Below are 20,697 nucleotides of genomic sequence, written 5' to 3'. Positions count from 1 at the left end.
TTCTTGCAGCAATTAAACAACGTGAAGTTGACGAAAAGATCACTCTTAACGACGACGACGTGTTGGTTGTATTAACTAAAATGGTTAAGCAACGTCGTGACTCTGTAGCTCAATATGAAGCTGCAGGTCGTCAAGACTTAGCTGATGTTGAGCATGCTGAAATCAGTGTTCTAGCCGAGTTTATGCCTCAGCCACTAACTGAAGAGGAAATCTCTGAGTTAATGGATGAAGCTATTGCTGCGACTGGCGCTGCCACTATGCAAGATATGGGCAAAGTGATGGGCGTACTGAAACCGCAAATTCAGGGTCGTGCCGATATGGGGATTGTTAGCAAGTTAGTGAAAACTAAACTAGGTTAATCACTCTCCTATTCAGCGACAAGCCGTGCTATCCTTTTTGGGATGCACGGCTTGTTCGTATCTGATTGAACGAGAACTCAACACACTCCAACAACAATCTTCTTTTATTTCACTATCAGGTTATTTGCTTTCTTATGGCAGGAAAAATACCACGTTCATTCATTGATGATCTTATTTCTCGACATGACATTGTCGATGTCATTGATGCACGGGTAAAGCTCAAAAAACAAGGCAAAAACTTTGGCGCTTGTTGTCCTTTCCATAACGAAAAAACGCCCTCTTTTTCTGTTAGCCAAGAAAAGCAGTTTTACCACTGTTTCGGTTGTGGTGTGCACGGGAACGTCCTTGATTTTGTCATGGAATTTGATCGCCTTGATTTTGTTGATGCGATTGAAGAATTAGCTTCACAGCTAGGCTTAGAGGTCCCACGTGAAAACGATGGCAATAATACCCATCGTGGTCCAAAAGTCGCTGATAAACGTAATTACTATGAGTTAATGGGCCAAGTTTCACAATTTTACCAATCTCAACTTCGGACTAAAGAAGGTGAAATTGCTGTCGATTACCTTAAAGGTCGCGGCTTATCAGGTGAAATAGTAAAAAAATTCTCGATCGGTTTTATTCCTGATCAATGGGATATGGTACGTAGTCGTTTTGGCAGAGATAATGAATCGCAAAAAGCACTTGTAAACACAGGCCTGCTGATCGAAAACGATAATGGTCGTCGTTATGATCGATTCCGTGGTCGAGTGATGTTTCCGATCCATGATCGACGTGGTCGAGTTATTGGTTTTGGTGGCCGCGTGTTAGGCGATGGCACCCCAAAATACCTCAACTCACCAGAAACCGATATTTTCCATAAAGGTCGTGAGTTATACGGTTTTTATGAAGTGTTACAAACTCACCGTGAACCCAAAAGAATCATGGTGGTTGAAGGCTATATGGATGTCGTCGCATTAGCGCAATTTGGTGTTGATTACGCCGTAGCCTCACTCGGTACATCAACCACAGGCGATCATATTCAAAGTCTATTTCGCCAAACCAGTACGGTTGTATGTTGTTATGATGGCGATAGAGCAGGACGAGATGCAGCATGGCGGGCAATGGAGCAAGCACTGCCGTATTTAACGGATGGTCGCCAACTCAAATTTATGTTCTTGCCTGACGGTGAAGATCCTGATTCATGTATTCGTGCTGAAGGCAAAAATGTATTTGAACAACGTGTTGATGAAGCGATGCCATTGTCAGAGTTCCTCTTCAACAGTTTAATGAGACAAGTAGATACCACCAGCCGCGAAGGGAAAGCAAAACTTAGTACTCTCGCCGTTCCATTGATCGATAAGGTCCCAGGTGGCACACTCAGGCTATACTTACGTGAACTACTTGGCAAAAATTTAGGTTTGCCAGACGAAGCCCAGCTTCAGCAACTAATATCAATGCATGGCAAAACATCAAAAACTGTTGGCCAAGTACAAATTAAACGAACACCAATGCGAGAAGTGATCGCATTATTGATTCAGCACCCTAACTTTGTCACTCAACTTGAGTTTGACATGAGTGCATTTGAAAATATTGAATTATCAGGCTTAAATTTATTGCTATCGATAGTTGATAAATGCCGAAGTAACCCCAATATCAGCACTGGACAACTTTTAGAACACTGGCGCGGTACCAAGAATGAAGCCACAATGGCTCGTCTCGCTGCGTGGGTATTACCGTTGTCGAAAGATGAAGACAACAGCTTAGATGTATTTTTAGACGCAATGGACAACATTATTGATCAGTGCGTCAAACAACAAATTGAACAGTTGCAGACTAAATCGAGAACAGTCGGCTTATCAGTCGAAGAAAAACAGGAATTACAGTTACTAATACTGAATCGCCCTGTTTAATAAGTAGTCAACAATTAAGAAATTTGTTATAATTAACGGTTTGCAACTCTGCATACTAAATTATCACTCAGACCCGAAGTTGGATACCGTCTATGGAGCAAAATCCGCAGTCACAGCTAAAGTTACTTGTTGCAAAAGGCAAGGAACAAGGCTATCTGACCTACGCCGAAGTAAATGACCACCTACCAGAAGATATTGTTGATTCTGATCAGGTTGAAGACATTATTCAAATGATTAATGACATGGGTATTAAGGTAGTTGAAACTGCCCCAGATGCCGATGAACTCATGATGACTGAAGATAATGCCGACGAAGACGCCATTGAAGCAGCGGCGCAAGCATTATCAAGCGTAGAAAGCGAGATCGGCCGCACGACAGACCCTGTACGTATGTACATGCGTGAGATGGGTACGGTTGAACTACTTACTCGTGAAGGCGAAATTGATATCGCAAAACGCATTGAAGATGGTATTAACCAAGTTCAATGTTCTGTCGCTGAATACCCATCTGCAATTGCTCACTTACTTGAGCAATTTGATAAAGTTGAAGCTGATGAGCTTCGTCTAACTGATATTATTTCAGGCTTTGTTGATCCTAATGAAGAAGCAACGGCTGCACCAACAGCAACACACATTGGTTCAGAGCTCAGCGAAAGTGATCTTGAAGACGAAGATAAAGATCTTGAAGATGATGAAAACTCTGAAGATAGCGATGAAGAAGAAGATGACGGCAGCATCGATCCAGAGCTTGCTCGCGAAAAATTCTTAGAACTACGCAACGCCTACGATAAAATGGCGTTAGCAATTGATACAAACGGTCGTCAAAATGCGACAACTGAAATTGCAGTTGAAGAATTATCTGAAGTATTCAAGCAATTCCGTCTGATCCCTAAGCAGTTTGACCGTTTGGTTAGCTCACTACGTGATTCTATGGATAAAGTACGCACTAACGAGCGTCTTATCATGCGTATGTGTGTTGATAACAGCAAAATGCCGAAGAAAACATTCGTTTCTTTATTTGCAGGTAACGAATCGAAGCAAGATTGGATTGATGAAGCACTAAATTCTGGCAAACCTTATGCTGAGCGCTTAAAAGTATACGAAGAAGATCTTCGTCGTGCTTCTATTAAGCTTCGCATGCTAGAAGAAGAAACAGGTCTTTCAATCGAGCGTATTAAAGACATCAGCCGTCGTATGTCTATCGGTGAAGCAAAAGCTCGCCGTGCAAAAAAAGAAATGGTTGAAGCAAACTTACGTCTGGTTATTTCTATCGCGAAGAAATACACCAACCGTGGTCTGCAGTTCTTGGATCTAATCCAAGAAGGTAACATTGGTTTGATGAAAGCCGTTGATAAATTTGAATACCGTCGTGGTTACAAATTCTCAACTTACGCTACATGGTGGATCCGCCAAGCAATCACACGTTCAATCGCTGATCAGGCACGTACAATTCGTATACCTGTTCACATGATTGAAACCATCAACAAACTGAATCGTATCTCTCGTCAAATGCTTCAGGAGATGGGTCGTGAGCCATTACCAGAAGAATTGGCTGAACGCATGCAAATGCCGGAAGATAAGATCCGTAAGGTATTGAAGATTGCTAAAGAGCCAATCTCAATGGAAACCCCAATTGGTGATGATGAAGATTCACATCTAGGTGACTTCATTGAAGATACCACGCTTCAATTACCAATGGATGCAGCAACGGCAACCAACCTGCGTGCAGCGACAAACGATGTACTTGCTGGTTTAACACCACGCGAAGCTAAAGTACTTCGTATGCGTTTCGGTATTGATATGAATACTGACCACACGTTAGAAGAAGTGGGTAAACAATTTGATGTTACACGTGAGCGTATTCGTCAGATAGAAGCGAAAGCGTTACGTAAACTTCGCCACCCAAGCCGTTCTGATGTGCTACGTAGTTTCCTCGACGAGTAAGCTTGAGCATTAAAAAAGCGAGCCGATAGGCTCGCTTTTTTGTATCTAAAACAATCCTAGCAATAAAAGAACAAGGTCACTTATTTGATTTATGCTGCAAATATCTCGAATAGATGACTAACTGTTGAAAAAGCAAACAAAATCTGAGCCTTAATCGCTAGACAAGGGCAAATCCATCCCCTATAATTTGCTCCATATTGGCCCCTTAGCTCAGTGGTTAGAGCAGGCGACTCATAATCGCTTGGTCCCCAGTTCAAGTCTGGGAGGGGCCACCAAACATAGAAAGGCAGAAAAGGTTAATCCTTCTCTGCCTTTTGTTTTATCTAGCCCATTTCAGATTTAGATCACAAAAGCTATCATTGTGATTTCATCAATTACTTTGATACTTCTTCACTACAACAGAATATGTTACAGCGTAAAAACAATAATGAATAACCCTTCAAGTCTTGATAAATAACAATACTTTATTTTTATTTTTCAGCATAATTATCATCGTTACGTCACATAACAATGAGACAATTAAGGCTCTTAACTCTAAGTGCAAATCATTAGAGTTCTGCTATAATGTTGCGCTCGTTAAGCTCATATCCAATAAGCTGTTTGATATTATTAATTAACGCAAGTACCAAGTTCTAACCAACGATAAGTAACAATAAAAATTTTATACTGCCACTTTATCAAAGCGCCAACGTTTTTATAAAGTAATGTTTATCGAGTTTTTTATTACAACCATCGTAGTAACTACTCTCTCATGTAGAATGTGGTGATACAGCAATCAGATGAGAACACTAGTTCTATGATGATAATTTCCCCTCGGGTAAAAGTTCGTCTGGAGAGACCCTCAATGAAAAAGACCAAGATCGTATGTACGATTGGACCTAAAACTGAATCTGTAGAAATGCTTACTAAACTAGCTAACGCTGGTATGAACGTAATGCGTCTAAACTTCTCACACGGTGACTTCGAAGAACACGGTCAACGTATTCGTAACCTACGCGAAGTAATGGTTAATACAGGCAAAGAACTAGCAATCCTGTTAGATACTAAAGGCCCTGAAATCCGTACAATCAAACTAGAAGGCGGTCAAGACTTCTCTCTAGTAGCTGGTCAAGATTTTACATTTACAACTGACACTTCAGTTGTAGGTAACCAAAACTGCGTTGCAGTAACTTACCCAGGTTTTGCAAAAGACCTAACAAAAGGTAACACTATCCTAGTAGACGACGGTCTAATCGAAATGGAAGTGTTAGAAACAACAGAGACTGAAGTTAAGTGTAAAGTACTTAACAACGGTGACTTAGGCGAAAACAAAGGTGTTAACCTACCTGGCGTTTCTGTAAAACTTCCTGCACTTGCTGAAAAAGACAAAGCTGATCTTAAGTTTGGTTGCGAGCAAGGCGTTGATTTCGTTGCTGCATCTTTCATCCGTAAAGCTGAAGACGTACAGGAAATCCGTGCGCTTCTAACAGCTAATGGTGGCGAAAACATCCAAATCATCTCTAAGATTGAAAACCAAGAAGGTGTTGATAACTTCGACGCTATTCTTGATGCCTCTGACGGTATCATGGTTGCTCGTGGTGATCTTGGTGTTGAAATTCCAGTTGAAGAAGTTATCTTCGCTCAGAAGATGATGATCGAGAAATGTAACCGTGCACGTAAAGTTGTAATCACTGCGACTCAAATGCTTGATTCTATGATTAAGAACCCACGTCCAACTCGCGCAGAAGCGGGCGACGTTGCTAACGCAATCATGGATGGTACGGATGCAGTAATGCTTTCTGGTGAATCAGCGAAGGGTAAATATCCAATTGAAGCTGTAACTATCATGGCGCAAATCTGTGCACGTACTGATTACGTTGTTAAGCCTGAGCTAGGTTCTCGTCTAGATAGCCCTCGCCTACGTATCACAGAAGCGGTATGTAAAGGTGCTGTAGATACAGCTGAGAAACTAAACGCTCCGCTAATTATTGTAGCAACTGAAGCTGGTAAGTCAGCTCGCTCTGTACGTAAGTACTTCCCAACAGCACGCATTCTTGCTGTAACAACAAATACTAAGACAGCTGCTCAGCTATGTCTTTCTAAAGGTGTTACACCTGTTGTTGTTGATTCAATTGAAAGCACTGATGCATTCTACCTACGCGGTAAAGAGCTAGCGCTTGAAACGGGTCTAGGTGCTAAAGGCGACATCGTTGTTATGGTTTCTGGCGCTCTAGTTACTTCAGGTACTACAAACACAGCATCTGTACACGTACTTTAATTAGTATCTACATATGTACAAAAAGGAGCTCTCGTAGCTCCTTTTTATTTTATTCTCTTAGCACCTTATACATCCTCCCTATTAAGATGCTACTTTAACCTCAACTATAAATACGTGATAGCCCTTACTTTGGGGAATACAGCATTATTCTGTTAACCATCACTTATATGAGACCCTTCTATAAATAACCTAATAGCACCTAAAATGTTTAAGCGATAAACAAACCAATGTATACTTTAGTCTCAGATGACTAATAAATTCATATATAACAAGACGATAAATTCTCAATAATAATAATAACGAGAATTTAGGAAGCTAAAGAGGATTAACGTGTCTAGCCCGACTTTAACGAATCAGGTCATGGAAGTCATTCGACAAGATATCTTGCTCGGTAAACTGACTCCAGGTCAAAAACTCGTTGTCGCTGATCTTAAAGAGCGATACAACGTAGGTGCATCTCCAATTAGAGAAGCCTTGGTACAATTATCATGGAAAAAGTACGTTAAATTTGCACCACAAAAAGGATGTTGGGTCGCCCCCGTTTCAATTGAAGAGCTACAAGATCTTTTTAGCGCGAATAAAGTCATCTCTCGAGAGCTATTATCGCGTGCAATTACACAGGGTGATGAAGCTTGGGAACTCAATATTTTGACGACCTATCACAAGCTCAGCCGCTTAGATCAAACCCTTGATGATACCGACTTATCTGAATGGGAACAAAGACATAGTGATTTCCATACCGCTATTTTAACCAGTGCCCACTCTCCTGTAATGCTTGATATCTATAATGATATCTATGATCAAATAAAACGCTATCGCCATATTTGGGTGAGTAAAAAACGCGAAGTGGAAGATCGCTATACCGATGAAGGGGAACACGAAGCCCTGATGAAAGCGGTACTTGACCGTGATGTGGAGCTTGCTCAGAAAATTATGCTGACCCACTTTGAAAGAGCGGTTGATGACATCAAAAACCACCTATAAGCTTTAAATTTCAAATAAAAAGCTCGTTAATATGATTAACGAGCTTTTTTGATCTTACCAGCCAAAAATCTCTTTATGGTGGGTATTTAACAGCAGTACAACTAACAAAAAATAAATTGCACTCAGTTTAAACCCTAAAATAACTAGAATAGCTGTGGTTAATCGGACCAAAAACTGCCGCAGCATCGCTTACCTCGTATGGTATAAGCGCTTCCCTGCCTTCTGCTCTTTACTAAAGATTAGTCGATGTTTATTCATTAAAAAAATAAAAAGCCGATTGTTTATTACAACAATCGGCTTTGTTAATTGTGCGTTATACAATTACGCCTTTAATGCACGTTCTCCTCGAGCCATGCCTACTACGCCACTTCGAGCGACTTCAATAATTTCTGTCGCTTCACCTACTGCCGCTAGAAATGCATCAAGTTTTTCACCTGTACCGATTAATTGAATAGTATAAATTTGGCTTGTAACATCAATAATCTGTCCCCGGAAAATATCTGCAGTACGTTTAACTTCTGCTCGCGCAAAGCCACTAGCTTTAACTTTGGTTAGCATTAATTCACGCTCAACATGCTCTGATTCAGTAATGTTACTGACCTTTAAAATATCAATAAGCTTATGAAGGTGTTTTTCAATTTGCTCATAAGCCGATTCATTTTTCACATTGGTCGTGATGTTCAAACGCGACAACGTTGGATCGTCAGTCGGCGCAACAGTGAGTGATTCGATATTGTAGCCACGTTGAGAAAACAGACCCACCACACGAGATAATGCACCCGGTTGGTTTTCAAGTAATACTGAAATAATTCTACGCATTATGTTCTCTCCGTCTTGCTTAACCACATCTCATTCATTGCACCACCACGGATAAGCATTGGGTATACGTGTTCTGTTTCATCAACACTGATATCAATAAAGACTAATTTATCTTTAAGTGCTAAAGCCTTCTCTAGTTCACTTTCTAATTTATTAGGATCTGAAATTCGTACACCGACATGGCCATAAGCTTCAGCAATAGCCGCAAAATCAGGCACAGAATCCATGTATGAATGTGAGTGACGACCTTGATAGATCATATCCTGCCACTGCTTCACCATGCCTAAGAATCGGTTATTTAAATTAATGATCTTAACAGGAATATCGTATTGCAACGCTGTAGATAGCTCTTGAATATTCATCTGAATACTGCCATCACCGGTTACGCATACCACTTCAGCATCAGGCAAAGCAAACTTCACTCCCATCGCAGCAGGTAAACCAAAGCCCATCGTGCCTAAACCACCAGAGTTAATCCAACGACGCGGCTTATCAAATGGGTAATACAGCGCGGCAAACATTTGATGCTGACCAACATCAGAAGAGACATAAGCTTCGCCATTAGTTAAGCGGTGAAGCACTTCAATGACTTGCTGTGGTTTAATGCGATCGCTATCTGTGTCATAACTTAAACATTCACGTTCACGCCACGATTCAATTGATTGCCACCATTGCGCGATCTCCTGTTGATCATTTTTAACTTCATGCTCTTTCAATAATTTAAGCATACTATTTAATACGGTATCCGCCGAGCCCACGATAGGAATATCTGCTGATACGGTTTTAGATATTGATGATGGATCAATATCTATGTGCATGATCGTTGCATCAGGGCAGTACTTTTCTAAGTTGTTGGTCGTACGATCATCAAAACGCACTCCAATACCAAATATAAGATCTGCGTTATGCATTGCCATATTAGCTTCATAAGTGCCATGCATACCCAACATACCTAAACACTGTTTATGTGAGCCAGGGAACGCCCCTAGTCCCATAAGGGTATTTACAACAGGAATGTTTAATGACTCAGCAAGCTCAATCAATTGCTCGCTACACGATGACATGATGGCACCGCCACCGACGTACAATACTGGCTTTTTCGCTGATAATAGCGCTTTAACACCACGTTTAATTTGTCCTTTATGACCTTGGGTCGTCGGATTATATGAACGTAATGAAATCGATTCTGGATATTGATATGGATACGCTTCAGCAGGGTTTAACATATCTTTAGGGATATCAACCACAACGGGACCAGGACGGCCTGTAGATGCTATATAGAAGGCTTTTTTGATGATTTCAGGGATGTCTTCAGGTTTGGTTACAAGAAAGCTATGTTTAACTACTGGGCGTGAGATCCCAACCATGTCACATTCTTGGAATGCATCGTTACCAATTAAGCTACTCATTACTTGCCCTGATAGCACGACCATAGGAATTGAATCCATATAAGCCGTTGCAATACCAGTAATGGCATTGGTTGCGCCAGGACCAGAGGTCACCAGTACAACGCCAACATCACCCGTAGCACGCGCATAACCATCAGCCATATGAACAGCAGCTTGTTCATGACGAACAAGAACATGTTCAATATCGCTTTTCTCATGAAGGGCATCGTAGATATCAAGAACAGAGCCACCAGGGTAGCCGAATATATGCTTAACGCCTTGATCGATCATAGAACGTACGATCATATCAGCGCCGGACAACATCTCCATATTTTGTCTCCAGGTCGATGAAACATAGTTAGGGCTTATTTTTAGCCTAATAAACGCCATGAATAATTCATGCTATGTATACTGCGCAATGCAATAACAACACGCAGCTACCTGTAACAACTTTAACGCTTTTGCAGCATTTGAATCTAGAGGAAAAGTCGACTTTGATTTTAAAATCTTAAAAATTGATGTTTTATGACTTTTTACAGGTAAATAAAACCATCAAGCCACATTAATAACCACAGCATAGTTTTATTACCAAATATGTTACTGGTTAAAATAAAAAAAGAGCCATAACGGCTCCTTCATTTATTAAAAATAAAACATTACTTGTCTTTATGAGACGCCTTTTTATGGCTTTCCTCATACATATGCTCAATTTCTTTGTGGTAACGATCTTGAATCACTTTTCGACGAAGTTTTTGAGTCGGCGTTAACTCGCCTTTGTCCATCGAAAATGATTTCGGCAACAAGGTGAATTTTTTCACTTGTTCAAAACGTGCTAAATCTTTTTGTAGCTCCACGACACGCTTTTCAATTAACTCAACAATTTGGCTATGTTTAACTAGCTCTAAACGGTCTTTGTATTTGATATTTAATTCGCGCGCATGTTCTTCTAGCGTTTCAAAGCACGGAACAATCAAGGCTGATACAAACTTACGAGTATCGGCAATCACAGCTATCTGCTCAATAAAGTGATCTTTACCTATCGCACCTTCAATTACTTGCGGTGCAATATATTTACCACCAGAAGTCTTCATTAACTCTTTAATACGATCAGTAATAAACAAGTTACCTTGCTCATCAAGATAACCCGCATCACCTGTTTTCAAGAAGCCATCTTCAGTGAAATTTTTCGCGGTTTCTTCTGGCATATTGTAATAGCCACGCATAACCATTGGACCACGAACTAAAATTTCATTCTGCTCACCAATTTTAACTTCAGCACCGGGCATTGGCATACCAATAGAATCAGGGTTATAACAGCTATCATCCCAACAAGAAACCGTTGCTGTGGTTTCTGTCATGCCATAACCTAATTTAACGTTAATTCCAATCGCGTGGAAAAAACGACCAATTCCCGCGTCTAATTTCGCACCACCACATGGCATAAATTTAATATTTCCACCAAGTACTGCCTGCAGTTTGGATAACACTACTTTCTCAGCTAGCACATAAGATTTCTTCAATAACCAAGATGGCTCACGACATTCTTGACGGGCAGCAGCCATCTTAGCACCCATGTTCACCGCCCATGTAAATATCATTTTACGGTGTAAGGGTGCGCGAGAGACTTTATCGTGAATACCTGAATAGATTTTTTCAAACACACGAGGAACCGCTGACATATAGTGCGGTTTCACCGTGATTAATGCTTCTTTTAATTTATTAGTATCGGATAGGTAGCAATTTACGACACCACGATGTAGTGCGTAGAACGTCCATGCTCGCTCAAAGACATGTGATAACGGTAAGAAGCATAATGAAGTATCACCTTCATCTAGCGCTAAACGTTGATCATGCGCTTCAATCTGAGATGCAATATTTGCATAATCTAACATGACCCCTTTCGGTGTACCGGTTGTACCCGAGGTATAAATCAGTGTGACCAAATCATCCATTTGTTTTTCAGCTAAACGAGTATCAAATTCTTGTTGATACTCGCCACTTGCTTGCTTCACAAACGCATTATAATGGCACGCCAATGGATGTTCAGGGATCGTGACATCGTCAGACAATGCAACGATGCGTTCAAGCTGAGGACATTGTGCTGCAATTTCCACAGCCGCATCCATTTGAGCTTGCTCGCCAACAAAAAGTACTTTTACACTTGCGTCTTGAAGAATATAAGCCGCTTGCTGCTCTGTACTTGTTGGATAAATAGGAACAGTAATACAACGATTGTATAACGTGGCAAAATCAGCAATAGTCCAGCCAGGCATATTATTTGAGAATATGCCAACTTTATCTTGTACTTGTAGGCCTTGGCACAATAATGCTAAAGCCAATTGCTGAATTTGCTCACCAAAACAATTCCAACTAATATCTTGCCACTCACCATCGACTTGATGACGTAATGCTGGCTTATCACCTAAGCGAGAAACTTGACTGCGAATGCGGTGAACAATATGAAAATCGTGTTGTGCCATAAGTACTCTATTTATTTAGCTTACACTTGTAAGCTGATTCGAGATATGCAGTCTACAATTCAGCCTATAAAAAGCCAACCATAATGCACATAAAATTATATTTTCCAACGCTTACCCGCTACTCTACGCCTTATGAATAAAGGCTATCAAACTACTTTTCAATCAAAAAGCAAAAGTGTAAGAATCTATAAATAACATGGTTGAAGAACGAAAAAATCAACCTTATTTCACGTCGCGGCATTATTCATATTGCGAAACAGCAGACAACTCTTACCACTGTAATATCGATAGCTTTTAACCAAAAAAGGTCAGCAATTGTGCTGACCTTCACGTTTATATCATGGGTTTATTACGTTAAATCGCCACAAATTGTCATTAGCTGATCACGCATCCAGATATTGCCTTTATCCTTTTGTGTTGATTCATGCCAACTTAGGTAACCGCTAATTTTATTATTCGCAAAAGGAAGATCTAGCACTTTTAAGTGTAGGTTATCTGCCACAGATTCTGCTAACCAGCGAGGAGCGACCGCAATTAATTCAGATTGACCGACCACATACATGATATTGCTTAAACTCGCACCGTGATAAGCTTCATTGTAAATGTGCGCTTGATTGTAAATATGATCGGCGAAACCTTTAACTTCAGGGATCGTTTTTAATACTGCGTGCATTTCATGATTAAATTCAGCTTCGGAAATGCTTTCATGTAAACGAGGATGATTTCCTGATGCGATAACAACAAGTTCATCACTGAATAATTCTGTGCTACAAAAACCTTGTTCGTCAAAGCGCACATAATCAATCACAAAATCAATTTCTTGATAACGTAATTTCTGTGCTAATTCTGCTTCAAATTCTGCTTCAAGTTGAAGACGTAAATGAGGAGCTCGCGTGTGCATTTCTTTTAAAATCTGAGGGGCAAAACGCATGTCTGACGGGCTGCAAATTGCCAACTTAAAAGTACGAGTTGTTGTCATTGGATTAAAAATAGAACATGGCAATTCATTCTTAACTAATTGCAGTGCTTGACGCAGTGGACCAAATAATTGTTTAGCTCGTTGCGTGGGTTGAATACCGCGACCATGACGAATAAATAGCTCATCATTAAACATCACTTTAAGACGTGCAACCGCATTACTTACTGCAGGTTGTGACATACCTAAATTATGTGCAGCACGAGTAATGTTCTGCTCTTGCATTACTGCGTCAAAAACGGTTAATAAATTAAGATCAACACTACGTAATGTTGATTCCATTGTGTAACTTTCTGCAGGGAAAACTGAAGATGTTTTACGTGTCATATTATGCCTCTAAATTTATGAGTTTATCGGCACGTCCTATGCCTTCAGTAACTTAGAAGCTTAATTCTGGCTTCTAGTCTAAACCCGCTTGATTTGGGGTGAGGCCAGTATTATCCAAACAGATTGATGAGACTAATAATAGAATATAAGTGATTATGATTATTATATGAATTAATACATATTCAGAAATATAAACATTACAAATCATAATCTTAAATCAATCACAAAATAAATAAAAAAAGATATAAATAAAAATTTAAACATTACTTTAAGATAAAAAACCATAACAAATTCAAGAATAATCAGTAACTTTTTCTATTGATTCATTTCACCAATGATTTAATAAGTGAAGGTGTTGCCGTAATATATTGGCTTTCAGGGTAATGCTCAGACATTGCTTCTGCTACGGATTCTGGGAACTCTACTTGCTGCCATAACACTTCTTTTAGTGCATCAATATCATCCCACTCTTTACTAAGTAACCACATACTAACTTCATCTGCCACATCTGGAATTTTAACCCGCCCAACACTCTCGCTATCAAGCCAAACTCGCATCGTCGTCACATCTAACGATTGAGTAACATGAGCCAATCCCATCATCGCTAACGTTGCTACATTGCTACATTGTTCAAATTGCCCTTGTAGTGGTTTTAATAGTAATTTTTTTCCTAGAGAAATAGCCTCTGAAGGCAGCTCAAAACCACCGTTTGCTACGACACCTTTACAGTGATGTAAATCGTGGTGAAACCCCTCTCGACTTAATGGTTTCAACTGTATGTTTTGCCATTGTGATTTACTCTCAATATCTGGGTGATAACAAACAAAATTCACTTGCTGAAAATGAGAGAGTAAATCAGTAATTTGAGAAAGTGATTCAAAAGGTAAATACACCAGAATAAAAGGTTGTTGATGACGACTTGGTGTATCAAAACAAGGAATAATTGGCGGTAATATTGGGCAGTTAAAATGATACCAATGCAGACCAATTTGATATTGAGTCGGAGCAAAATAACGTGTAAGTAATCGATCAAATACGCTTTCATTCGCTTTGGGTACATCATGCAAAAAAGCAGCTTGATGACTTAAAGAAAGGCTGGGTACTTTCTGCTGTTTTGCAGCCCATGCAGTAATAGGCTCAAAATCATTCAACACTAAATCATAACGAGATAAATCTAACGTTTTCACCTCTTGCCGAAATTGCCGCAAATCAAGCTGACGCCATGTTTTTAACCGTTGGATACAGCCTTGTTCGGTAACGAAAGTCAGCCCTTTTCCCAATTGATAATCACCAAAACACTCCATATCAAAAAACTTATCTCTTTCCCGCCCTGAAAAATAATAATCAACCTCACAATCTAATCCATCAAAAGCGCGCGCCATTTCACGAGCTCGAGAAATATGACCATTACCCGTACCTTGGATCCCATAAAGTATTTTCATTGTATATTCCTTACAAGATAAAACTGGCTAATTCAAAACAAGTAAAACCTAATAATGCTCCAGCAACGATATCGCTAAGATAGTGCACCCCCAGTAATACTCGGGAGAAGCCAATGCAGCTTGCCCATAGCCATACAACTTCACTATACGAAGGATAAAAACTTGAAATTAAGGCGGCCATCATAAAAGCCGCCGCAGTATGACCTGATGGCAAGCTATAGCGATCTGAGGGTTTAATAAAGGAGGGTAAACTAACCGGACGACTGCGTTTAAAGCTGTTTTTGAGCAACCAATACAATGGGAGTTCAATCAAAAACATCAACAAACCATAGAAAATGAAAGAATCACCGTGTTGTTGATCACCCCACCATATGAGCAAACCAATCATTGCATATAAGTGGCCATCACCGGTTCGTGAAACAATACGGCTAATTTTAGCCAGTGGAATATTAAATCGATGACAGAGACATAGCGTTGAAAACGCATAATCAAAACGCTGAATGGGGGTAAGTAATGTCATCATTGTTCTCCTTTTTATAACTGTCACTAGAATAAAAAGGGCTTGTGACAACAAGGTGAAACTTAAAAGGAGAGTCAATGACAATCTAGAAGAAAAGGAGAATTACATAAATTGTTAATAATTTGGCAATTTTTTATCACGAAATGTTATTGCCCAATCTTCTCTGTATTTTTCTCTTATTTATGGAAAAACATATCGCAATAATTAAAAATCAATTAGTTAATGCCATAATTGTAAAATAAACGTAATTATTGGTTGACCTTTGACCTGTCTATTTGGTATTCATTTGTTAATCAACTTTATATAAGTGTGTATAAAATGAAAAAACGTTTCTCTTTACTCCTTAGCCTCCTCCTTATCGTGACTTAAATCGCGCGGGTTGCTTTTGAGTGGGAAACGCCACTAAAGATTTTAAAACCCGCGCAACTTGCGCGGGTTTTTTCATATATCGACTAGCGCAAGTGAATGCGAACTAACCTGTAACGGTAATAGATTAAAAGGAAGTAGCAATGAAAGATCAGGTCATTATTTTCGATACTACGCTACGTGACGGTGAACAAGCGTTGTCGGCAAGCCTTACCGTAAAAGAAAAACTACAGATCGCATACGCATTAGAGCGTTTAGGTGTTGATGTGATTGAAGCAGGCTTTCCTGTGTCATCCCCAGGCGATTTTGAGTCAGTACAAACCATCGCGAAACACATCAAAAACAGTCGTATTTGTGCACTATCCCGAGCGGTAGCAAAAGATATTGATGTTGCGGCTAAGTCATTAAAAGTCGCAGAAGCTTTCCGCATTCATACCTTTATTTCAACCTCAACCGTTCACGTGCAAGACAAGCTACGTCGTAGCTATGATGATGTCATTGATATGGGTGTCGCAGCTGTAAAGCGTGCGCGTAATTATACTGATGACGTTGAGTTCTCATGTGAAGATGCTGGCCGTACACCGATCGATAATCTATGCCGCATGGTAGAAGCAGCTATCGACGCGGGGGCTAACACCATTAACATCCCTGACACCGTGGGTTACACCCTGCCGAGTGAATTTGGCGGCATTATCACCCAGCTATTTAATCGCGTTCCAAACATAGATAAGGCAGTGATTTCTGTCCACTGTCACGATGATTTAGGCATGTCTGTTGCCAATTCAATGGCGGCCGTTCAAGCAGGTGCTCGTCAGGTAGAAGGAACCATTAATGGTCTAGGTGAGCGTGCTGGTAACTGCTCACTAGAAGAAATTGCGATGATCATCAAAACTCGTCAGGAGTTACTGGGTGTAACAACCAATATCAAACACAATGAAATTCACCGAACCAGTAAAATGGTTAGTCAGTTGTGTAATATGCCAATTCAAGCCAATAAAGCGATTGTCGGTGCCAATGCCTTTAGTCACTCATCGGGTATTCACCAAGATGGGATGCTAAAAAATAAAAACACCTATGAGATCATGACGCCTGAATCGATTGGCCTTAAAAACCAAGCACTAAACCTAACCAGTCGCTCTGGTCGTGCGGCTGTTAAAAGTCACATGGATGCATTAGGCTACACCGAGAACGAATATAGCCTAGATAAACTGTATGCTGATTTCTTAAAACTGGCAGATCGAAAAGGCCAAGTGTTTGATTATGACTTAGAAGCGCTGATGCATTTTTCTAACCTTCGTGATGAAGATGACTACTTCAAACTGAACTACCTAAGTGTTCAATCAGGTAGTGTTATGGCAACGACCAGCATCAAGCTATTGTGTGGTGACGAAGAAAAATGTGAAGCGGCAGTCGGTAATGGTCCTGTCGATGCGTTATACCAGTGTATTTACCGCCTAACAGGTTATGACATTGTACTGGATAAATTTGATTTAACCGCAAAAGGCGAAGGTGAAGACGGCTTAGGACAAGCAGATATCATCGCTAATTATAAAGGCAGAAAATACCACGGAACGGGCTTAGCAACCGATATTGTAGAAGCGTCTGGTCAAGCGTTACTGCACGTTATCAACAGCATTCACCGTGCAGATCAAATTGAAGAAATTAAGCAACGCTCAGCAACTCACTAGTTGATAACGCTTGCAGTTACTCACGAATTTATACTTTTAAACAATTATGGAGAGCAGATACCATGGCTGGTTCTTACAATATTGCAGTTTTACCCGGTGACGGGATTGGTCCAGAAGTGATGCAACAAGCACATAAAGTGCTAAATGCAATCGAGACTAAATTTAACCTAACCTTTAATCGTACAGAATATGATGTGGGTGGTATTGCTATCGATAATCATGGTTGCCCGCTACCAGATGCCACTCTAAAAGGCTGTGAACAATCCGATGCCGTGTTGTTTGGCTCTGTTGGTGGCCCTAAGTGGGAACATCTAGCACCTAACGATCAACCTGAGCGTGGTGCTCTTCTGCCACTACGTAAACACTTCCAATTATTTTGTAATCTACGTCCAGCTCAAATTCACCGTGGCTTAGAGAAGTTCTCTCCGCTACGCACTGATATTTCAGAGCGTGGTTTTGATATTGCTGTTGTGCGTGAACTCACTGGCGGTATTTACTTTGGTCAGCCAAAAGGCCGTGAAGGTGAAGGCGCGCAAGAAAAAGCGTTCGATACCGAAGTCTACTACCGCTATGAAATTGAACGTATTGCAAAAATTGCGTTTGAATCAGCTCGCTTACGCAGCAAAAAAGTCTGCTCTATTGATAAAGCTAACGTACTACAGAGCTCTATTTTATGGCGTGAAGTCGTAGAAGAAATCGCAAAAGATTACCCTGATGTGACGTTAACTCATATGTATATTGATAACGCGACCATGCAGCTGATCAAAGATCCTTCTCAATTTGATGTCATGCTATGTTCAAATATCTTTGGCGATATCATTTCGGATGAGTGTGCAATGATCACAGGCTCTATGGGTATGTTACCTTCTGCTAGCCTCAACCAAGATAAGTTTGGTATGTACGAGCCTGCTGGCGGCTCAGCACCCGATATTGCAGGTAAAAACATTGCAAACCCAGTGGCGCAGATCCTATCTGCTGCACTGATGCTTCGTTACAGCCTAGGTGAAGAAACAGCAGCGCGTGCTATCGAGCAAGCTGTATCACAAGCGCTGGAAGCCGGCGAGTTAACCGCCGATCTTGCAAGTGATAAGCCAGCACTCACCACCAGTGAAATGGGCGATAAGATCGCAGCCTACATTCAACAAGCATAAGGGAGCATTGAGCAATGTCGAACACTAATAATAACGCTTCAGCTTCACCTAAAACGCTTTATGAAAAAGTATACGATGCCCATGTTGCCGTTGCAGCAGAAGGGGAAAATCCAATCCTATATATCGACCGTCACCTTGTACATGAAGTGACATCCCCGCAGGCTTTTGATGGCTTGCGTGAAAAGGGTCGTAAAGTGCGTCAGGTATCAAAAACTTTCGCCACGATGGATCACAACGTTTCTACCCAAACTAAAGATATTAATGCATCGGGTGAAATGGCACGTATCCAGATGGAAACACTGGCGAAAAACTGTGAAGAGTTTGGCGTCACCCTGTATGACTTAAATCATAAATATCAAGGTATTGTACACGTAATGGGACCTGAACTGGGTATTACTCTGCCGGGTATGACCATTGTTTGTGGTGACTCACATACTGCGACTCACGGTGCCTTTGGCGCACTAGCTTTCGGTATTGGTACCTCAGAAGTGGAACACGTATTAGCCACTCAAACCTTAAAACAATCTCGTGCGAAAACCATGAAGATTGAAGTTAAAGGAAAAGTGGCTGAAGGCATTACAGCAAAAGATATCGTCCTTGCAATCATAGGTAAAACAACCGCTGCTGGCGGTACTGGCTATGTGGTTGAGTTCTGTGGCGAAGCAATCACAGATCTTACGATGGAAGGTCGTATGACCGTCTGTAACATGGCGATTGAGCTAGGTGCGAAAGCAGGCTTGATCGCACCGGATCAAACAACATTTGATTATATTAAAGATCGTGAATTTTCCCCAAAAGGCGCTGAGTTTGATGCTGCAGTAGAATACTGGACATCATTAAAGTCCGATCCTAACGCTGAGTTTGATGCCGTAGTAACGCTCAATGCTAAAGACATAAAGCCACAAGTAACATGGGGAACAAACCCAGGTCAGGTGATTGCCGTTGATGAGCCAATTCCTGCCCCTGAAAGCTTTAACGATCCCGTTGAAAAAGCCTCTGCTGAAAAAGCATTAGCTTACATGGGGCTAGAAGCAGGTAAAGCCCTATCTGATTTTGCCGTTGATAAGGTCTTTATTGGTTCATGCACTAATTCACGTATTGAAGATATGCGCGCAGCAGCAGCTATTGCAAAAGGGCGGAAAGTTGCCGCTAACGTACAAGCTTTAGTCGTTCCAGGCTCAGAGCAAGTGAAAGCACAAGCGGAAAAAGAAGGGCTTGATAAGATCTTTATTGAAGCAGGCTTTGAATGGCGACTACCTGGTTGTTCAATGTGTCTAGCAATGAATAACGATCGCTTAGGTCCCGGTGAGCGTTGTGCGTCAACCAGTAACCGTAACTTTGAAGGTCGCCAAGGTCGTGATGGGCGTACTCATCTCGTTAGTCCTGCCATGGCAGCAGCAGCAGCATGTGCCGGACATTTTGTTGATATTCGCCAACTAGATGCCGTATCGGTGTAACAAAAGGATTTGAACATGACAGGTTTTAAACAACACACAGGTTTAGTTGTACCGCTAGATACGGCAAACATTGATACCGATGCGATTATTCCAAAACAGTTTTTGCAGAAAGTAACCCGCACTGGATTTGGTAAGCACCTTTTCCATGATTGGCGTTTTCTAGATGATGCAGGCGAGCAAGCAAATCCTGACTTTATTATGAACGCCCCTCGCTACCAAGGCGCGAGTATTTTACTGGCGCGTGAAAACTTTGGTTGTGGTTCTTCTCGTGAACATGCACCGTGGGCGCTTGCTGATTACGGTATCCAAGTTATGATTGCGCCAAGCTTTGCCGATATTTTCTATGGTAACTCGATCAATAACCAAATGGTGCCTGTACGTCTATCTGAGCAAGACGTTGACACTTTATTTAAGTATGTCGATGAAAATGAAGGCGCACAGATCACAGTTGATCTTGAAAAAATGATCGTCAGTGCTGATGGGAAAGAATATGCCTTTGAAATTGATGAATTCCGTCGTCACTGTCTATTAAATGGTTTAGACAATATCGGTTTGACACTGCAACACGAAGATAAAATTACAGACTTCGAAAACCATATTCCTAGCTTTTTAGCGTAATCGTATATTATCTGAAGTCGAACGCCCTGC

At 40.9% G+C, this 20,697-nt stretch carries 15 protein-coding genes and 1 tRNA gene; 10 read left to right on the top strand and 6 right to left on the bottom strand.

Annotation, left to right across the window (positions count from 1 at the left end):
- The 6 genes from SKA34_RS13420 to SKA34_RS13395 form a co-directional block, all read left to right on the top strand.
- The coding region (locus SKA34_RS13420; protein ID WP_006646076.1) for a GatB/YqeY domain-containing protein at positions 1-359 on the top strand (359 nt) is incomplete at its 5' end.
- Positions 360-493: 134 nt separating this feature from the next.
- Positions 494-2,251 (top strand): DNA primase, encoded by a 1,758-nt coding sequence (dnaG, locus tag SKA34_RS13415; protein WP_006646075.1) that lies wholly within the window; start codon positions 494-496, stop codon positions 2,249-2,251.
- A 92-nt stretch (positions 2,252-2,343) separates the two neighbouring features.
- Complete coding sequence (gene rpoD, locus SKA34_RS13410; RefSeq protein WP_006646074.1) at positions 2,344-4,194, top strand: RNA polymerase sigma factor RpoD; 1,851 nt, start codon at positions 2,344-2,346, stop codon at positions 4,192-4,194.
- A gap of 199 nt (positions 4,195-4,393) precedes the next feature.
- Positions 4,394-4,469 (top strand) — tRNA-Ile (locus tag SKA34_RS13405).
- Between the two features lie 569 nt (positions 4,470-5,038).
- Positions 5,039-6,451 carry a pyruvate kinase PykF gene (pykF, locus tag SKA34_RS13400; protein WP_006646073.1) on the top strand — a complete coding sequence of 471 codons (1,413 nt, stop codon included), beginning with the start codon at positions 5,039-5,041 and terminating at the stop codon, positions 6,449-6,451.
- A gap of 360 nt (positions 6,452-6,811) precedes the next feature.
- On the top strand, positions 6,812-7,435 hold the full coding sequence (locus tag SKA34_RS13395) for a GntR family transcriptional regulator (RefSeq protein ID WP_006646072.1): 624 nt from the start codon (positions 6,812-6,814) through the stop codon (positions 7,433-7,435).
- Between the two features lie 321 nt (positions 7,436-7,756).
- Here SKA34_RS13395 and ilvN read toward each other — a convergent pair whose 3' ends face one another.
- The 6 genes from ilvN to SKA34_RS13365 form a co-directional block, all read right to left on the bottom strand.
- Complete coding sequence (gene ilvN / locus SKA34_RS13390) at positions 7,757-8,254, bottom strand: acetolactate synthase small subunit (RefSeq protein ID WP_005369845.1); 498 nt, start codon at positions 8,252-8,254, stop codon at positions 7,757-7,759.
- Complete coding sequence (locus SKA34_RS13385; protein WP_006646070.1) at positions 8,254-9,972, bottom strand: acetolactate synthase 3 large subunit; 1,719 nt, start codon at positions 9,970-9,972, stop codon at positions 8,254-8,256. Before SKA34_RS13385 ends, ilvN begins: the two co-directional genes overlap by 1 nt.
- A gap of 326 nt (positions 9,973-10,298) precedes the next feature.
- Positions 10,299-12,122: a long-chain fatty acid--CoA ligase gene (locus tag SKA34_RS13380; RefSeq protein WP_006646069.1), complete on the bottom strand. Its 1,824-nt coding sequence runs from the start codon at positions 12,120-12,122 to the stop codon at positions 10,299-10,301.
- Between the two features lie 349 nt (positions 12,123-12,471).
- On the bottom strand, positions 12,472-13,425 hold the full coding sequence (gene leuO / locus SKA34_RS13375; RefSeq protein WP_006646068.1) for a transcriptional regulator LeuO: 954 nt from the start codon (positions 13,423-13,425) through the stop codon (positions 12,472-12,474).
- A 323-nt stretch (positions 13,426-13,748) separates the two neighbouring features.
- Complete coding sequence (locus tag SKA34_RS13370; protein WP_006646067.1) at positions 13,749-14,867, bottom strand: MJ1255/VC2487 family glycosyltransferase; 1,119 nt, start codon at positions 14,865-14,867, stop codon at positions 13,749-13,751.
- A gap of 10 nt (positions 14,868-14,877) precedes the next feature.
- Positions 14,878-15,387, bottom strand: coding sequence for a phosphatase PAP2 family protein (locus SKA34_RS13365; RefSeq protein ID WP_006646066.1), 510 nt, complete (start codon positions 15,385-15,387; stop codon positions 14,878-14,880).
- Positions 15,388-15,896: 509 nt separating this feature from the next.
- Between SKA34_RS13365 and leuA the strand changes: the two genes are divergently transcribed.
- The 4 genes from leuA (at position 15,897) to leuD (ending at position 20,667) form a co-directional block, all read left to right on the top strand.
- On the top strand, positions 15,897-17,441 hold the full coding sequence (gene leuA / locus SKA34_RS13360; RefSeq protein WP_006646065.1) for a 2-isopropylmalate synthase: 1,545 nt from the start codon (positions 15,897-15,899) through the stop codon (positions 17,439-17,441).
- Between the two features lie 62 nt (positions 17,442-17,503).
- On the top strand, positions 17,504-18,592 hold the full coding sequence (gene leuB / locus SKA34_RS13355; protein WP_006646064.1) for a 3-isopropylmalate dehydrogenase: 1,089 nt from the start codon (positions 17,504-17,506) through the stop codon (positions 18,590-18,592).
- Between the two features lie 14 nt (positions 18,593-18,606).
- Positions 18,607-20,049: a 3-isopropylmalate dehydratase large subunit gene (gene leuC / locus SKA34_RS13350; protein WP_006646063.1), complete on the top strand. Its 1,443-nt coding sequence runs from the start codon at positions 18,607-18,609 to the stop codon at positions 20,047-20,049.
- A gap of 15 nt (positions 20,050-20,064) precedes the next feature.
- Complete coding sequence (gene leuD / locus SKA34_RS13345; RefSeq protein ID WP_006646062.1) at positions 20,065-20,667, top strand: 3-isopropylmalate dehydratase small subunit; 603 nt, start codon at positions 20,065-20,067, stop codon at positions 20,665-20,667.
- Positions 20,668-20,697 lie beyond the last annotated feature (30 nt).

It is taken from the genome of Photobacterium sp. SKA34, assembly GCF_000153325.1.
In the GTDB taxonomy this organism is placed as follows: Bacteria; Pseudomonadota; Gammaproteobacteria; order Enterobacterales; family Vibrionaceae; genus Photobacterium.
Note: the sequence above shows the minus strand (reverse complement) of the source record. Positions and strands in the feature narration are given on the sequence as shown.

Excerpts from the sequence above, each read along its gene's own strand:
- dnaG (WP_006646075.1), top strand. The coding sequence starts at position 494 with ATGGCAGGAAAAATACCACGTTCATTCATTGATGATCTTATTTCTCGA.
- rpoD (WP_006646074.1), top strand. The coding sequence starts at position 2,344 with ATGGAGCAAAATCCGCAGTCACAGCTAAAGTTACTTGTTGCAAAAGGC.
- pykF (WP_006646073.1), top strand. The coding sequence starts at position 5,039 with ATGAAAAAGACCAAGATCGTATGTACGATTGGACCTAAAACTGAATCT.
- SKA34_RS13395 (WP_006646072.1), top strand. The coding sequence starts at position 6,812 with ATGGAAGTCATTCGACAAGATATCTTGCTCGGTAAACTGACTCCAGGT.
- ilvN (WP_005369845.1), bottom strand. The coding sequence starts at position 8,254 with ATGCGTAGAATTATTTCAGTATTACTTGAAAACCAACCGGGTGCATTA.
- SKA34_RS13385 (WP_006646070.1), bottom strand. The coding sequence starts at position 9,972 with ATGGAGATGTTGTCCGGCGCTGATATGATCGTACGTTCTATGATCGAT.
- SKA34_RS13380 (WP_006646069.1), bottom strand. The coding sequence starts at position 12,122 with ATGGCACAACACGATTTTCATATTGTTCACCGCATTCGCAGTCAAGTT.
- leuO (WP_006646068.1), bottom strand. The coding sequence starts at position 13,425 with ATGACACGTAAAACATCTTCAGTTTTCCCTGCAGAAAGTTACACAATG.
- SKA34_RS13370 (WP_006646067.1), bottom strand. The coding sequence starts at position 14,867 with ATGAAAATACTTTATGGGATCCAAGGTACGGGTAATGGTCATATTTCT.
- SKA34_RS13365 (WP_006646066.1), bottom strand. The coding sequence starts at position 15,387 with ATGACATTACTTACCCCCATTCAGCGTTTTGATTATGCGTTTTCAACG.
- leuA (WP_006646065.1), top strand. The coding sequence starts at position 15,897 with ATGAAAGATCAGGTCATTATTTTCGATACTACGCTACGTGACGGTGAA.
- leuB (WP_006646064.1), top strand. The coding sequence starts at position 17,504 with ATGGCTGGTTCTTACAATATTGCAGTTTTACCCGGTGACGGGATTGGT.
- leuC (WP_006646063.1), top strand. The coding sequence starts at position 18,607 with ATGTCGAACACTAATAATAACGCTTCAGCTTCACCTAAAACGCTTTAT.
- leuD (WP_006646062.1), top strand. The coding sequence starts at position 20,065 with ATGACAGGTTTTAAACAACACACAGGTTTAGTTGTACCGCTAGATACG.